11 protein-coding genes are annotated in these 16,386 nt (G+C 46.5%); 8 read left to right on the top strand and 3 right to left on the bottom strand.

Annotated elements, in window-relative coordinates; genetic code table 11:
- The first annotated feature begins 309 nt into the window (after positions 1-309).
- The 3 genes from QUA10_RS08245 to QUA10_RS08255 all read left to right on the top strand — a co-directional run bounded on the left by QUA10_RS08245 (position 310) and on the right by QUA10_RS08255 (position 2,561).
- The gene (locus QUA10_RS08245; RefSeq protein WP_333081565.1) at positions 310-516 is read left to right on the top strand and encodes a hypothetical protein; all 207 of its coding nucleotides are present in this window, start codon (positions 310-312) and stop codon (positions 514-516) included.
- Entirely contained in the window at positions 503-1,501 is a 999-nt protein-coding gene (locus tag QUA10_RS08250; protein ID WP_333081564.1) for an anion transporter, read from the top strand. The genes QUA10_RS08245 and QUA10_RS08250 overlap by 14 nt, the downstream gene beginning before the upstream one ends.
- Positions 1,502-1,769: 268 nt before the next feature.
- Positions 1,770-2,561 (top strand): phosphoribosyltransferase, encoded by a 792-nt coding sequence (locus QUA10_RS08255; RefSeq protein WP_333086219.1) that lies wholly within the window; start codon positions 1,770-1,772, stop codon positions 2,559-2,561.
- A 110-nt stretch (positions 2,562-2,671) separates the two neighbouring features.
- Here the strand turns inward: QUA10_RS08255 and QUA10_RS08260 are convergent, their stop codons facing one another.
- Positions 2,672-6,349 (bottom strand): alpha-mannosidase, encoded by a 3,678-nt coding sequence (locus tag QUA10_RS08260; protein ID WP_333081560.1) that lies wholly within the window; start codon positions 6,347-6,349, stop codon positions 2,672-2,674.
- Positions 6,350-6,531: 182 nt separating this feature from the next.
- On the opposite strand from QUA10_RS08260, the gene QUA10_RS08265 reads away from it, so the two are divergent.
- From QUA10_RS08265 to QUA10_RS08280, 4 genes are all read left to right on the top strand, one after another.
- Positions 6,532-8,496, top strand: a complete 1,965-nt coding sequence (locus QUA10_RS08265) for a hypothetical protein (protein WP_333081559.1) — start codon at positions 6,532-6,534, stop codon at positions 8,494-8,496.
- 78 nt (positions 8,497-8,574) lie between these two features.
- A complete protein-coding gene (locus QUA10_RS08270; protein ID WP_106151135.1) occupies positions 8,575-8,691 on the top strand; it encodes a photosystem II reaction center protein I in 117 nt (38 codons plus the stop codon).
- A gap of 292 nt (positions 8,692-8,983) precedes the next feature.
- On the top strand, positions 8,984-11,515 hold the full coding sequence (locus tag QUA10_RS08275; RefSeq protein ID WP_333081558.1) for a DUF3769 domain-containing protein: 2,532 nt from the start codon (positions 8,984-8,986) through the stop codon (positions 11,513-11,515).
- 118 nt (positions 11,516-11,633) lie between these two features.
- Complete coding sequence (locus tag QUA10_RS08280) at positions 11,634-12,305, top strand: hypothetical protein (protein ID WP_333081557.1); 672 nt, start codon at positions 11,634-11,636, stop codon at positions 12,303-12,305.
- Positions 12,306-12,476: 171 nt separating this feature from the next.
- Here QUA10_RS08280 and QUA10_RS08285 read toward each other — a convergent pair whose 3' ends face one another.
- Entirely contained in the window at positions 12,477-12,992 is a 516-nt protein-coding gene (locus QUA10_RS08285) for a phycobiliprotein lyase (RefSeq protein ID WP_333081569.1), read from the bottom strand.
- Between the two features lie 832 nt (positions 12,993-13,824).
- On the opposite strand from QUA10_RS08285, the gene QUA10_RS08290 reads away from it, so the two are divergent.
- Positions 13,825-16,065 (top strand): beta-propeller domain-containing protein, encoded by a 2,241-nt coding sequence (locus QUA10_RS08290; RefSeq protein ID WP_333081568.1) that lies wholly within the window; start codon positions 13,825-13,827, stop codon positions 16,063-16,065.
- Between the two features lie 85 nt (positions 16,066-16,150).
- Here the strand turns inward: QUA10_RS08290 and QUA10_RS08295 are convergent, their stop codons facing one another.
- On the bottom strand, positions 16,151-16,381 hold the full coding sequence (locus QUA10_RS08295; protein ID WP_333081556.1) for a hypothetical protein: 231 nt from the start codon (positions 16,379-16,381) through the stop codon (positions 16,151-16,153).
- Between the last annotated feature and the right edge of the window lie 5 nt (positions 16,382-16,386).

The following is a 16,386-nucleotide window of genomic DNA, read 5'->3' on the forward strand; positions in this document are numbered from 1 at the left end:
AAATCTTTTTTACGAAGTTTTGTTCCAACTACCACATCAATGGTTGATAAAATTATTGCAGTTGCCCTCAAGTTAATCAACCCTAAACATTTAAGAAATTGGTTTGCTAATTGCTGCTACTGTACCTCATAACAGCGGGAAACGCTGTATCTCAATTGGTATTGATAAATTTACTGCAAAACTGGCTATTTTCCAGGGCGATATTTAGCGCTAGTTGCAATGCCAGCAGATTTAGCTGCAATTACCCGGTCTGTACTTTTAGCATCCCAGACAATGGAAAAAAGCGGCAATCAAGGATTTTAAGTATATATGATAACACTCAAATACCTAGTATTGGGACTGACCTACTTGGGATTCGGTTTGGGATATTTGCCGGGGCTGCGGATGAACCGGGCGGCGGTTGCAATTGTCGGGTCAGGTTTTGCGGTAGCTTTGGGAATACTTAACCTCAAAACTGCTTGGGAGGCGATCGACCCAAATACGATCGTTTTTTTTGCTGGGAATGATGGTCGTTAATTCGGCTTTGGGAGCATCGGGTTTTTTTCAACTCGCTTTGGAGTTTTTAACTCGCTTTACTCGTTCTCCTTTCGGCATTATGGTGGCAGTTACTTTTGGCAGCGGCATTCTATCGGCATTTTTTCTCAACGACACTACTGCTATTTTGCTGGCCCCTTTAACGCTGAGTCTAACTCGCTCTTTGTCTCTCAATCCTATCCCTTATCTTTTAGCTTTAGCCGGAGGTACTAATTTAGGTTCAGTGGCGACTGTGAGTGGCAACCCGCAAAATATTCTCGTCGGTTCTTTTTCGGGAATTAGTTATTTGGAATTTGCCCGGTCTCTCGCACCAGTAGCTTTAATTTGTTTGCTTGTTCAAGTAGCTTGGCTGTGGTTGCTTTATCCAGAAGTGCGTTCTTGCAAATCTTTGCCGGAGGTTCCCCAAGTCCGCTATCGATTGTTCAAGCCTTTACTGGCAAAAAGTTTGTGGGTGACAGCAGGACTTTTGGTAGCTTTTTTAGCGGGTGCACCTTTAGCAGAATCTGCCTGGATAGCTGCCAGTATATTGTTAATTACTAGGCGCGTCAAGTCCGATCGCATTTTGCAAGGCGTCGATTGGAATTTGCTAGTAATGTTTGCAGGATTGTTTGTGGTGACTAAAGCCACTCAACAACTGGGTTTGTTGGACAATTTAACTAATTTGACTAATACACCGCTGAGTTTGTTGGGAGTTACCGTAATTCTTTCTAACTTAATTTCTAACGTACCGGCGGTGTTAGTTCTGCAATCGGTAATTGTCAAAACAGATACCCAAGCTTGGCTGTTGTTGGCGGCGGGTTCTACTCTGGCGGGGAATTTAACTTTGTTGGGTTCTGTGGCTAATTTGATTGTAGCTGAAGTTGCTGCACGGAAATCAGGCGATCGGCTGACTTTTAAAGAACATTTGCGGTTCGGGATGCCCCTGACTTTCGTTACTTTGGCAATAGCTTATTTTTGGCTGTACTAAAAGAGGATAATCATTGCCCTATCAGGCTCGTACAATTAAATTTTAGTTTTGGGCTTTTAGCTGTGCAAACTGGATTTGTTTTCCATGAACCGCAGAGAGCGCAGAGGGCGCAGAGGGGAGATGAGAAGAGAATAAATGAGAGAAAAAGATGTAGGTTTATAGCCTATCGCAGATTTCGGTATAATACAAAATCCGGGAAATAAAACCCCTTTATCCTCCGATTCCGTATGCTATAATGTGCAAAAACAATATCACCAAGTCATGAGATATGATAATCTTCAGCGATTCTAAAGATATCTATTATTTAAGGAACTATCATCCTCTTAAGTGGCAAGGCGAAGAGAATGATTGTTTTGATTACTTTAGTGAAAAAATACTTGAATTGAAAAACAAAGAAAAAACAAGTATTGATTTCTGGTTTGAGGAGCTAAAAAAGCATTTAAAGATGGATGAGAGCTTTGCCATTGCTGTAGTTCCTTCACATTCGTCAGGTAATCAAGTATCGGGTATCCATCTAGTAGCCCAAAAATTAGCTAAATCTCTCCCAGAAAAAATCACTGACGCAACTCTTTGCTTAATACGAGTTAAAAACATCGATCGATTATCTACAGGAGGCAATCGGGAACTCGACATTCATTTTCAATCAATGAAAGTAATCAATTTAGAATTGATTCAAAATAAAAATGTTCTTTTGCTCGATGATGTATCAACGACTGGTAATTCTTTACGCGCAGGCAAAGAGTTACTTCTGAAAGCAGGTGCTAGTAAAGTGAAATGTGTAGCTCTCGGAAAAACAGTCACATATTATGATTTTGATGATTCAGTTTACGAAAAAATGGGTAGGGATGCTAGTGGCTGTTTCTATGCTATAGACAACTGGGAAATTGATGAACACGAAAAAATTTGCAGGGATGCAGAACAGTCTCACTTTTGTATTTGTGAAGAAGCTGAAGACCTACGAAAACAAATAAAAGATGAGGTAGAGTATGCTGGCGATCAAATACAAAGAGGCGCGCATTATAGTCACCTCGAATTATGTTTTATACCAATCCGGGGTTAGATATCCCTGTTATGACTCGGCGGTTGAAACCGCGTCCACACGAACAAAGTCGGCAGTAAGGCAGACTAAGAGATAAAGGGGGTAAGAAACCCGGATTTGGTATAAAGTCTTTAGGTCTCTGTTTGGCGCACAACTGCAAAACTCGCGATTTTCCAGGGTTCTATCTTAAATCCTCCTCCTTCGGGCAGCTTTTCAGACAAATTGGCAGGTCGTTCTAACAAATCTACTGGCTCTACAATCTCTAATCCCAAATCACTATTGAATTTTAACACAGCCTCTTTCCCCTCGGATTCGCAACACCGCAAAATCCACACATTAGAATCGTCTTCCGACTGTTTGAAAGCCATCAAAACTAAATTGTCCGCCGACAAATCCAAAAACTTGCCAATTGGGGGTAAATTCTTGTTTCGATTTTCTCCCAACTGTGGGAACACCTTTACTAGCAGTGGTAAATTCAACTCGTAGCCGCGCCTAACTGTGCCGGCCTGTTGCCAATTTCCACCGTGGGTATAGACTGCACAAGTAAATTCGGAAACTCCTACATCTGCGTGTTCATCCGGCCAAGTCGAACCCCGAAGCAAAGTCAGCCGAATGCGATTCGGTTGAAGGTCGCAACCGTATTTGCAATCATTGAGCAAACTGACTCCAAAACCGTCATTGCTGATATCAGTCCAGCGCAAAATCGGCACTTCCCATTTGGCTTTTTCGGCGGGTGTTTGCGGCTTGGTTGTGCGTGCGATCGCACCACCGGGAATTTCGCAAGTTGCAAAATCTGCTTCTACATTTAACCCAAAGGCTGCTTTTACTAAAACGTGAGTTTCTTGCCAATCTGCAACTGTCTTGATTTTCAGCAGCGGCGAACCTATTTCTACTATATAATCTTGGCAAAACTCCGATTTGCCAATTTGTCGGACTACGCGCAAACTCTGCCGTATTTCTCCCTGCTCTACCCAAGCAATCTCTTTAAGTGTCGGCGCGGGTAACTGATGTTTTTCATAATTTGGGTCTATGTTCCAAGCATCCCAATATTGGCCGCTGTCTTGAAATGCTTGCAGTTGATTGCCACCTGCTGCATTCAGGACTTCTCGGTTATTTACTTTATCCCAAATGCTGGATAAATCCCCAGTTTTGCCGTCTACTGTTGCCCGAATAAATTCATTTTCTAAAACCATTTGTGCGGCTGCAAAAGGCGTTTCTTGACTAACTGTGTTTTTTTGTGCTATACAGTATGTAAGTTTTGATAACTCTGTCTTTTTTTCGGTTTCTGGACTCGCGGACGCATTATCCACAGTTTGAGCGTCTTCGCGACACAGCCAAAACACCTGGTAGCCAACGGCAGGGAGATTATTTGCCCAGAATAATAGTTTAGATTGCGATTCGAGTCGATCGCCCCTGACAATCTGCGAAGCCAGTCGCTGTCGGGACAAGTCGTAAATTTGCCAAGCTGAATCAGCGGCATCGGGAAGCGGTACGGCGACAACCTCAGAGCGCGACCAATTGAGAGTATTGAAAATTAAAATCGGTTGAGCATCGGGCTGCGGAGGATGCGGCAGAGAAATTTGAGCCGAGATTGCATCCAAAGATTTTAACAGGATTTCGCGACAAGTGCGATCGACCTCAGCAAAGGCTATATTAGCATCCGCGTAGACTTGGGCGATCGCAGAACCGGGCAAAATATCGTGAAACTGGTTAAACAAAATTTGTTTCCCAGCAGATTCTAATTCTGATTTCGGATAAACCGCACCAGTACAAATCGTTGCCAGCGAAGACAGCAACTCCGCTTGGTAGAGCAATTCTTCGCAGCGGCGGTTTTGGCGTTTTTGGTCGGCGTGAGTCGTGTAGCAACCCCGGTGGAATTCTAAGTAAAGTTCGTCTTTCCAAATGGGAAGAGTTTTGAGTTGTGAGATGGAATGATTTGCATCCGAAATTGGCGATAAGTTTGACAATTCTCGCGCCCCCAAATTCCCGACTGTTTCGACAACGAGCAAATTTTCCTGATTGTCCGATTCTGAAACATCGCTTTCGGACTTAGTTGCGGCAATTGCCGACCAGTTTGACAATTCTCGCGCCCCCAAAATCTCCTGATTATCCAGTTTTGCAACATCGCTTTCCTGCGAACTTTCCGTAACTTCAGGCAAAAACTGACTCTCAATCAAAGACAAATAATCAACCGCTTTTGCAAACTCCAACCTTGGGAAAAAAGGCGACATTTTCCAGCGTTTCACCACCTCCAACATATCACGAGTCGGGCCACCGCCGTGGTCGCCAACCCCAGGCAACCAAAGAGCATCTTGCAAACCAGTCTTAACTTGCCAGTCAAAAGCATAACTTGCCATTTTCACAGATTCTATACTTTCGCCAATGGGAGCAGACATCATGCTAAATATTTTCGTACCGTCCAATCCTTCCCACCAAAATGTACCGTGGGGAAATTCCGTTGTATCGTTCCAACGCAACTTTTGCGTCACAAAATAATCAACTCCACCTTGCCGCAAAATCTGAGGTAATTGCCAACCAAAACCGAAAGTATCCGGTAGCCAAGCCACCCGCATCAATTCCCCAAATTTTTCTTTTGCGTAACGCTGTCCGTAAAAAACTTGTCGCACCATTGATTCAGCGGAAATCAAGTTTAAATCCGGTTCTACCCACATCCCGCCGACAACTTCCCAACAACCCGCCGCCACCTGTTTTTTAATCGCAACAAATAAGTCCGGGCGATGTTCTTCCATCCAAGCATAAAGCGCCGGAGTTGAATGGCAGAAAATCAAATCGGGAAACTCCGATTGCAATTTCAATACCGACTCAAAAGTTCGCTGGGCCGCTTGCCAAGTTTCCGGGACAGGCCACAGCCAAGCTAAGTCTAAATGAGCATGACCGACCAAATAGATTTTACCTGTATATATAGATGTCAGCTCGCCAATTTCTCCTATATATATAGATGTAGCATTGCCCTTTTCTCCAACCTCCGAAACTTCCTCTCTTCTTCCTCCCTCTGCGCCCTCTGCGCCCTCTGCGGTTCCCTCATCTAAATCCCCAGAAAAAGCCCGCAGATATCCCAGTAAATTGTGCCGCAAAACAGACAACGAGCGATCGAACTTTTCGCGATCGCCCACCGCCGACCAATCAATCAAATCCATCGCCAAATCAATCTCAGATTTCAGCGTTTCCCCCTTGACAAACCCGGGGCGATTTGCTATTGTCTCAGTGGAAAGGTATTGGGAATTTACATTTTCTAAATTTCGACTTAGCGAATTCTGCAAAATCTCTAATTCGGCAGCCACAAAACCCGGATCGAAACAAGAAGAGTCAGTAGCTTCGTACAAACAAATCGATCGCACTAAAGCACCTTTATCGTGACCCGGACTTACCAACCGCAAAATAACTAAAAATTCATCTCCGGGATTGGCCGACGAACTCAACAAAACTCGATCGGCAAAATCAAATAAATCTCCCTGTCCGACTAACTCGCCGTTGACAAAAATTTGAGCATCTTCCGCCCACCAAGTCAAGCCCAGTAGCAACCGCAAACCAACGACAGGATAGCCGTGCAAATTGTCAGGAATTACAAATTGCTGACCCAAATACAAAACTTGCTTCCCCGACGGCCAAGCAATATGTCCTTTGCCGTTAAGTTCGGCAATCGGCTTGTTACAAATATTTACTGAAGAGACAGCAGAGTCAGAATCGCAGTACCTCCAACCAGACTGAACCTCCACTTGGCTGAGGCGGCGCAACTTTTCGACAGTGGCAGAAATATTGTTGCTAGTAGGTGACACAGAAGCGCTCATATTTAGCTAAACTAGGAATTGTGTATTAATCAAAAATCGGATTGAACCGCCCCGACGCAAAGGACGCGAAGAAATAAAGGTTTCAGAGGGTTTGAAGCTGCGATTAAGATCTCGCTTTGATTTTACAGCAATATTCAGCAATTCCGGCGCGAATCAAAAATCTGAATTCAAGAATAAAACTTATGTCCAACGGTTACTACGGCCCCTACCAAAGCCGACTATTAAATTTTATATCGAAACAGTCCCGCCAAATCGCTGACAATTGCGACCGAACTTGGCGTCAAATTAAAGAAACAACTCTCACGGCTACCCAAATTCTGCTTTATCCAGCTTATTTGCTTGTGCAAAGTTCTCGAATGCTGGGCCGACAGTTGCGGGAATCAAGTCAAAAAGTAGATTTACCGGAACTGCAAGAATTTGGCGGCGATGAAAACCCCGATTTGCCACAAAATTGGTATCAGGGGGAAGTTTCCGACGAAAGTTCGATCGCGGAAATTTTGCACCTAGCCGAAAATTTACTAACCTCGTCGCAAACCGCGAAAACTTTAGCCAGCTTCCCGCTGTTAATTAATCAGGGAAATCCTGCTAGCGATTTACCTCCTGCAATCACTTTTAAGGGACAAATCACAAAGCATCAAACCACTTCCGTCTTAGAACATCCGCTTGCTAAAACTGAATTAAAACCGCAACCAAAAGTTGAGGGAATCGCCAGTTTTATCCCAGCCCGCACTTTAGTATTAGTCGGAAAAGAAAATCAGATATTAGATATTTTGACACCCGAACAGCAAGAACTGCTCGAAGGTCGCATAACTTGGGAAGTAGCAAACTGTGGGCCCGAACGGCGGGAAATTACCCAAAAAGAATTAAAATTTAATCTTGGTTTGGAGTCGGCTGCCAAAAAAGCGCAGTTGCCACCGATGCGTCGTTTTTGGGAATTGATGGCATGGCTTCAGACGAGTCCGGTTGCTCTCAAAAGAAATCAGTTTGGAGAATCAATCCTCGCAGTTAAAAAATCGATCGACCGCAATGCCATCCTAGTCCAAAAAGCCCGCGCGCAGATCGAAGCAAAAACCGCACAGCAGTCAATTGCGGCATCAAATTCGATCGACCACAATACCCCAAAACTAGAAACTAATTTTAACAGCAAGTTTGATCGACCCGCTAGTCCTCTCTCCTTTGTTACATTACTCGATCGCGCCGCCGTCAACCTCGAAGAATTTACCCTCCCCCCCTCGGTAAAAACAACCCCCGCACCCACAGAAAACCCCGGAGTCAAAATTGACACATCCGGCACCGAAACCAATTTAGATTTGTCCGCCCGCGACATCCTCGAAAAATACGCTCGAAACATCGAACAAGTTATTTGGTCGTCAGTAGATCACCTCCTGGGCAAAGAAACGGCAGCAAGTGATAATACGGAGAAATCCGTCGCTATTCAGTATTATTTGAAACAGCGACAAGAACAAGAAAACACGCAAATAAGCCCAGAGGTCGATCAACCGTGGCTGAATTGGCAAGACTTATTTGGGGAACCAGCACCGCAGCATTTAATAGAGGAAAGTTCCGCGCCCTTAATATCACAAAGCAGTCTAAAAGTCAAGCAAGAAATTGCAGAATTAGGAGAATTGTCAGAAGGTCGATCGACCGCAGTCTCAATATCCCCGTACCCCGAAGCACTTCACCGCCTGCTGGGGCAGCTAAAACAGAGCTTGCTGACAAAAAGCCCAACAAGTCAACCCCAAACAGCATCTGATTTATCTGATTTAGCAGTTACTCAAAAAAATAGCTCTGCACTCGCAGCAGAATCAACCCCAGGGCGCGCACAGGAAACCGAAGTGCCAAAAAACACAAACCCGAACACCCGACAAAACAACCACTCTCCAGCAATCACCGCCCAAACTAGCAGATACACCGCCGCAACCCCCGCCACAGCAGAAGCCAAAAATCCCAGCGCAGGCGTCCCAGCAGAAGACGACTACTTAGAAACAAAAGCAGAATCGATGGGATACATTAAGCACCCCCTAGAACAAGTGCTCGAATGGCTCGATCGAGTTATGCTGCGGCTAGAAAACATCGCCGAGCAACTCTGGAATTGGGCAAAAATCAACTTGCCCAAAATCCTCAAAAGCAAAGATAAAATTGACTAATCTTTAGCTTATGATAAAAAAGTTGCGGCAACAGCAGCAAATCAGCTCAGTATTATGCCATCTTTGGAGACTCCCACAGTGCTAACCCTCAAAATCGTAGTTAATGTAGTTGTCCTATTTTTTGTTTCCCTGTTTGTATTTGGATTTTTGTCCAATGACCCAGCCCGGAACCCCAACCGCAGAGACATGGAATAAACAAGTTATCTCGCCCGCAGAGTAGGGGCGCGCCACCGCAGCCCCTGCAACAGCCGACAAACCCGCAAAAATTAGTCGGACAAAACTTGACCTCGCACCGCCAGCGAGGTTATCTTATGGCGAAAGCAACTTCTGAAAGCAGCCCTATTCCCGCGCGCCAAAGCCACGGGGAATTTTAGATATCAGATTAATGTTTAAACAGTTGCCTTCTCGATGCAAAATTTTCAATAATTTGCACCCTATAAAATCTAAAATCTAAAATCTAAAATCGGATGACTTACCTGTTGTAACTATGCCCTATCCGGTACCGCCGCCAGAACCCCCTGGCATCATCTACATCGCAAAGCCAAAAAAAGTCGCCCTCACTGTCGCGGCCGGCGATGGAGACACCCTCCGCAACCCCGCAGAAATACCGGAACCAAGCCCAGATATCGTTCAGCCAGAACCCACGCCGGCCCCAGAAGAACCCGCAGCCACACTCCGGGGCACCACCCCAGCCACCGACCAGCTTCCAGAAATCGCCGACCCCTTAGCTGCTGTGGAAAGCGGCGAGGCAGTGGTGGGATTTCAGCGTCAGGCCCCTGTGAGAGAACCCGAAACTGCGGAAACTCCGAAAGATTCCTCGTTTACGGCTTACCCATTGGGTTCGGTAGAAAATGCCATTGCCATTCGCAATCGAAAACGAAGCGCAGAGGCGCAGAAACAACAGGATGGGAATGTTGTCCGAAAGCAGGAAAGTTGGTATCAGGCCCAAGGCCGGCAGTTAGAAGATAACTCTCCCGAACCTGCGGAGATTCCCATTCCAGAACCCGCGCTAGAAACAGCACCCAGCGGGCAACAGCAGTTCGACATTCCCACACCAGGAACTGCCCCCGCACCCAGAACCCCCGCTGCCCCGACACCGAAACCTAAACCAGCCACGCCGCCGGGAGTCCGCACCGCCCCTTCTCAGCGGACGGTGCCTTTTCCGGTGAGCCCGGCTGATACTATCGAAGTTAAGGCTGACAGCCAAGAATTCGACGACAAGCAGCAAATTGTCACGGCGGTTGGTAATGTCGTTGTGCGGTTCCGGCAAACTGTGATTGATGCCGATCGAGCGATCGTCAACTTAGTCACCCGCCAAGTGGTAGCATCCGGCAATGTCGCCTATACCCGCGGCCAACAAGTAGTGCGCGGTCAGCGGATGGAGTTCAATCTTGGCCTCAACAGCGGCGCAGTCGAACAAGCCAGGGGCGAAATATTCCTGCCCGCAGCAGGTAGCGAATTGACTCCCACACTGCCGACAGATATCAGTGCCGGGACGATTCTTGAACAGCCCCTGAGCGATCGAATTACCAGCCAGCAGCCCCTGCGCGGAGTCAAATCCCCCGGCGCTGCTACAGTGACTCTCGGTGGCGGTGGACAGCTAGCAGCCCCCCAAGTTACTGGTGCCGTCAACCGCATCCGCTTTGAAGCAGAACGCATCGAACTGCTACCAGACGGCGCGAGGGTAGCAACCAACATTCGGCTTACTAACGATCCGTTTTCCCCGCCGGAATTTGAATACAGGGCCCGGACGGCGACCATTAGAAGGATTTCGCCCACGGCAGAGGAATTGGTCACAACTAAACCCCGCTTGGTGTTCGACAACCGGGTGAAAATACCCGTGTATCCCCGCAGGCAAGTGTTTGACAGCCGGCAGCAAAACGGCCCGTGTTTGACCTTTGGCTACGACGGAGGGGACCGCGGCGGTTTGTATGCCGAGTGCGGTTTTGAGGTGTTGCAAAACGGGCCGGTGCGGCTGACTCTGACACCCCAAATTTACCTGCAGCGGATCGTGGCAGAGAACGGTGGCAATCCGTTGTCTCCCGATAGCTACGGGCTGAAAGCGAGGTTGGGCGCTAGTCTCGGCCCGCGCACCAGCCTGGACGGATCGGCAATATTTCTGAGTTTTGAAAATTTCCCGAACTTGCCGGAAGACAGCTTTAGGGGCAATTTGCGCCTGCGACAGTTGATCGGCACTCACACTCTGGCAGCAGAATACAGTTATCGCGATCGACTGTTTAACGGTTCTCTGGGCTATCAAACCGTGCAGAGCAGCCTGGGGGCAGTCCTGACTTCCCCAGTCATCCCACTCGGAGGCACGGGCATCAATCTCAGCTACCAAGCTGGGTATCAATTTATCAATGCTGACACCGATCAAGCAGACTTGCTCGAACCAGTGCGGGAAAACAACCGCGTCGATCTGGGGCGTTCCCAGCTCAGCTTTGCCTTGAGTCGCGGCTTCAACCTGTGGGAGGGCGAACCGCTGCCTCGCACTCCCACCCAGGGTTTGAGGTATACGCGGACGCCGGTGGTTCCTTTTTTGCAACTGGCCTTGGGACTCCGGGGAGTTGGCACTTATTACAGCAGTGGCGACAGACAAAATTCGCTCGCCGGCAGCGTCGGCATTCAAGGGCAGTTCGGCCATTTCTCCCGCCCTTTCCTCGATTACACTGGGTTTAACGTGACTTATACCCAGGTGGGACGGGACGGTATATCGCCGTTTTTATTCGATCGCTTAGTAGATTTGAGAGTCCTGTCTTTTGGACTTGTCCAGCAAGTTTACGGAGGCTTTCGAGTTGGATTTCAAAGTGCTATTAATTTAGAAAGCGGGGAAACAATCAGTACGAATTACACTTTAGAATACAGTCGCCGCAGCTACGCAATCATTTTGCGTTTTAATCCTGAGCGTCAAGTCGGCAGCCTGACTTTTAGAGTTAGCGACTTCAACTGGAATGGGACTCCCGAACCTTTTTCCGGGGACGCGCGAACTGTAGAAGGAGGGGTGCGTTTATCCGATTAATTCAATTTGCTAATTGGGCATTGGTCATTGGGAATTTGGAACCAACAGTCAACAGTCAACAGATAACAGTCAACAGTCAACAGTCAACAGATAACAGTCAACAGTCAATAGACAACAAATGACAGAAGTGACCGCAATATCTGCACAAGCAGCGGCTCTGCTGGTTCACTACGGTTTTGACCTAGGTGGCAAAAAAGCCGAGAAATTGGCGGGTGAATGGCTGACCAAGTATCCCGGCTATTGGCTGCGTTTAGCAGTGGTTGAAGCGCTTTATCAAGGCCGCTACAAGGCTGTTTCTGTGGGACAGCTATTGAGTATGTGGCATAGGATAGGTCAACCTCTCTATCATTTCAATCGCGAGTTTGAACGCTTGGTATGCAATAATTTTCCTCAAAATTTAACCGGGGAAAATGCTGCTCAACTACCACAGGAAGATATACTTTTATCAAACCAGGAATCGGAAGTAACTGCCGCAGATTTAGATTTTGATGGGCCGTCAGAGGCGCAGCTTGATGTGGCATTTCATGCAGAAGTCCCAAACACAGAGGCAGAGGAAACAGGAAAATTGCCCGCAGCCGACGATAGCACAAAAGAAAATACAGAATTTGTTGTATATGAAGATGTGGCTGTTACCGCCCTCGCCGATCGAGCCGAAGCCGAGCAAAAATTAGCGGACAAACCTGTGGCAAAATCATTCCCAGTTGTCAAACACACTGATTTTCATACCAAGTTAAAAGCGATTGCCAGAGAAGGCCGAAGAAAGAAGGGAGAAAGCAGAAATAGAGTGTAAACTTTGGGAACTATAGCCTTTCTCTGTAACATGAGGTGGTCATAGGGCATAGGGCATAGGGCATAGAGCATTGGGCATTGGCCAAACAGGGCATTGGCCAAACAGGGCATTGGGCATAGGACTCGCCCCCATACCTCACAACGCTTAAGAACCGCTATAGATAGTTATTTTTCACTTTTCACTTGGGGCACTTACTCCCATCCGAATTTCCGAACAAAAAGAAGCTTGTTCAGTACCGTTAGCTTGCTTAACAAAGCTAGTCCGCAGCCGCAAATTGGGCATGAGATACCACAGCCTTTCTTCGGCATGGAGGGTGTCTGATTCTGTAATCAATGTCAGCACGTCGTCGCCCATCACGTAGCGACTATTACCCTTGTCTTGCAACACTTTGCCTTCGCTTGGATTGTCGGGATTTGGCACGATCGCTAGTATTGTAGAACCGATTTGTTTAGCTTTGTCGCGATCGGGAATACCGTCCCAACTAATCCGAACGCCCTTTAGCCCAGTTGAAGCCGGGTTAATCGAGTGTTGTTGGCAAAGTTTGACGACTGCTGCATCGCTAGCTGTCAGTAGTTCTATTTTGAGGTCGGATTTACCGGCCTGCAATTCCCCAGAATTGAGATTGTGTACGGTACGCTGAGAAAACCATTTGCCTGCACTTAACTCGAAAAACTCGATAACATCCATGAAATTTGTCTCTAAAGTCAATACTGCTTTATTTGCGATCGTGACTTGCGCGCTATGGAGTCAGAAACCCGGTTTCTTCCTACGTACCTAGCGGTCAAACCAATGATTTTGTCTAGAAACCCGGTTTAAGAGTGCAAGTCCTTTTCTATATTTTAGAGGAAGGGGACGCACCTGCAAAGCTTTCTGAGAGCTTTGGGTGAAACAGATTGCAGATGCCGCCCTGGTACGAAACCCAACCAGGGGGGACATCTGCCTCGCTGATGCGGCCGACTTGACAGCAAATTAGAGCATCCGCCATCATATTTTCGTTATAAAAAGTCTTTTTCGCACATTAAATAGGATTACGATACCTGAAATTTTTTAGCTTTGACCGAAAGCATCCAGGATATAAGCCCCCGGATTCATCCGTCCAGAAATAAAAAACTTGTCTCCGAGAAACTTGCCCCCCGAATTTATCCGTGGGGTCAAGGCTTCAATCTAAAATCTAAAATCTAAAATCTAAAATCGATTGACAGTGCTGATCGATCATCGCCCAAACACCAGCTATGTTAAGAAAAGCAACGATATATGTGAGCTTTTGTCAATTGATCGGTAAATTGGGCGTTGCTGAGTTTAATTATATTAGCGACGATTTATTGTAATCGCACTGCTTGAAAATTCTCAAAGCAGACTCCGACTAAAAAACAAGCAATTCATCGAACCATCACCAAACCGAGGACAGCAAGCCCGTAGCACATAGCATTCAAATATGTCATGCTAAATTTAAGAGACAAGATTCTCGATCGGCTTTTCGGTAGGGTGCAGCTAGCGATCGTATACATTTAAAAAACACATCCGTAAATTTATGACCGAGTTTAAACAAGGGCTGGATAAAATGGAGCCCGCAGAACAGACGCACTACCTGGGAATCTTGCCCAGTCAGCTAGCAGCGAATTCAGACTCAGAAAAATTATACAGCTTACTAACAGATTACAAATTTATTAAAGCCAAGCTGTCAGCATCGGGAGTACAGGCCCTAATAGAAGATTACGATTTAGCAACAAGTCCCGATATTATCTCAGACAAAAAAGCCGACCAACTCAAATTAATCCAAGAAGCAATTCGGCTGTCTGCCCACATTCTAGCCACAGATAAAAGCCAACTAGCCACCCAACTAATAGCCCGCTTGATGTGCTTTGAAGGTCCAGAAATTCAAGCAATGCTAGCACAGGCACAACACCAAACAACCCCCTGGCTGCGACCGCTAACGCCCAGCTTTACCCCTCCTGGCGGGAGATTGTTGCGTACCCTCACCGGACATACAGACTGGGTACAAGCTGTAGCAATCACCGCCGACGGCAAGCGGGCAATTTCTGCCTCCTCCGACCACAATCTCAAAATTTGGCACTTAGAAACAGGAGAAGAACTTGCCACCCTCAAAGGTCATCTTACCTACGTCAATGCTGTAGCTGTCACCCCGGACGGCACTAAAGTAATTTCCGGTTCTTGGGACAATACGATTAAAATTTGGGATTTAGAAACAGGGACAGAAATATTTACCTTTGCAGGCGATACTTTTGCCGTAGAAGCTGTAGCAGTAACTCCCGACGGCAAGCGAGTAATTTCAGGTTCTTGGGATGGTAGTATTAAAGTTTGGGATTTGACAAGCAGAGAAGTAATTTTTAACTTCAAAGGTCACAGCAGTTTTGTCCAGTCCGTAGCCGTAACTCCTGATAGCAAACGGTTGATTTCCGGGTCGGGAGACAACAGCATGAAAGTCTGGAACCTAGAAACTGGAAAAGAAGTTTTTACTCTCACGGGTCATGAAGACTGGGTAAAAAGTGTAGCAGTTACTCCCGACGGCGAACTCATAATTTCCGGCAGTTACGACGGAACTGTTCAAGTCTGGAGTTTGTCAGAAAGAAAGCAACTTTTCACTTTAGGAAAACACAGCAGTTTCGTTCAAGCTGTGGCAGTCAGTCCCGACGGCAAACAGGTAATTTCGGCTTCCGGCGACAAAACGCTGAAAGTTTGGAATCTGGAAACAAAAGAAGAACTTTTCACTTTTACCAATCACATCGCCCCAGTGAATGCTGTGGCTGTTACCCCCGACGGCAAGCGGATAGTTTCTGGTTCCTCTGACAAAACTCTCAAAGTTTGGCACTTAGAAAGAGGCAAAGAAAATTTATCATTTGCAGGTCATGATGACTGGGTAAATGCTGTAGCAGTGACGGCGGACGGTACGAAAGCGATTTCCGGTTCAGGAGACAACAGCATTAAAGTCTGGAATCTCAAAAACGGACAGGAAATTTTAACTATTTCGGGACATAAAGATTGGGTAAAAGCGATCTCAACTACACCGGATAGCAAGCGAGTAGTTTCGGGTTCCGGCGACAAAACTGTGAAAGTTTGGAATCTAGAAACCGGAAAAGAAATCTTTACTTTCACTGGTCATACAGACTGGGTAAATTCTGTGGCAGTGACTGCGGACGGAACGATGGCGATTTCCGGTTCGGGAGACAAAACTATTAAAGTTTGGAGTTTAGAAACAGGAGAGGAACTTTTTACTTTTTCAGGTCATGAGGACGGGATAAAAGCTGTGGCAGTTACTCCCGACAGCAAGCGGGTTATTTCGGCTTCCGGCGACCAAACTCTGAAAATTTGGAGTTTGGGAAAAGAAAAGAATATTTTGGCAAATTTATGGAATTTAGCCGTCAAAAATTTACTTTTCACTCTCAAAGGTCATGAGAGTTTCGTGAATGCTGTGGCAGTTACGGCGGATGGCAAATGGGCGATTTCTGGCGGGCGGGAACACAATTTGAAAGTTTGGGATTTGTCAAGTAGAAAAGAAGTTTTTACTTTGGTAGGTCATGCTGATGCGGTAACATCTGTGGCGACTATGGGAACAAAGGCAATTTCTGTTTCGGACGATAATACTCTCAAAGTTTGGGATTTGTTAAGTCGAGAAGTAATTGCTAGTTTCAGGGGAGATAGTGCTTTGAAAGCTTGCGCTATTGCACCAGATGGGGTGACAATCGTAGTGGCGGAAGCTTCGGGACAGGTGCATTTTTTGAGGTTAGAAGAGGGGAAATAGTCATCAGTCATTAGTTATTAGTTATTATGCCGATCGCACTTTTGCTAAAATTTAAAAGTGCGATCGGTCTTTTCCCCCATCTAGTTTACAATTGTTCCGGGTCAATTCCCATCGCTCGCAGTCTTTCTGCCAGTAAAGCAGCCCGCTGTTCGGCTTGTTCTGCCCGTAGTCGTTCTTGTTCTGCCCGCTGTTGGTCTTGTTCCAAGCTGCGAGAAACCTCCTCATAACTTGTAAACGGTTCGCCATCAGGGCGATAAATTTGCCACTCTTCACCCGACGCTCCTCTGCGCCCTCTGCGGTAAAAAATCTCATTCACAAAAA

The sequence above is a fragment of the Microcoleus sp. Pol8_D6 genome (genome assembly GCF_036700965.1).
Lineage (GTDB): Bacteria > Cyanobacteriota > Cyanobacteriia > Cyanobacteriales > Microcoleaceae > Microcoleus.

Coding starts and splice junctions, on each gene's coding strand:
- QUA10_RS08250 (WP_333081564.1), top strand. CDS start 503: ATGATGGTCGTTAATTCGGCTTTGGGAGCATCGGGTTTTTTTCAACTC.
- QUA10_RS08275 (WP_333081558.1), top strand. CDS start 8,984: ATGCCCTATCCGGTACCGCCGCCAGAACCCCCTGGCATCATCTACATC.
- QUA10_RS08280 (WP_333081557.1), top strand. CDS start 11,634: ATGACAGAAGTGACCGCAATATCTGCACAAGCAGCGGCTCTGCTGGTT.
- QUA10_RS08265 (WP_333081559.1), top strand. CDS start 6,532: ATGTCCAACGGTTACTACGGCCCCTACCAAAGCCGACTATTAAATTTT.
- QUA10_RS08245 (WP_333081565.1), top strand. CDS start 310: ATGATAACACTCAAATACCTAGTATTGGGACTGACCTACTTGGGATTC.
- QUA10_RS08285 (WP_333081569.1), bottom strand. CDS start 12,992: ATGGATGTTATCGAGTTTTTCGAGTTAAGTGCAGGCAAATGGTTTTCT.
- QUA10_RS08255 (WP_333086219.1), top strand. CDS start 1,770: ATGATAATCTTCAGCGATTCTAAAGATATCTATTATTTAAGGAACTAT.
- QUA10_RS08260 (WP_333081560.1), bottom strand. CDS start 6,349: ATGAGCGCTTCTGTGTCACCTACTAGCAACAATATTTCTGCCACTGTC.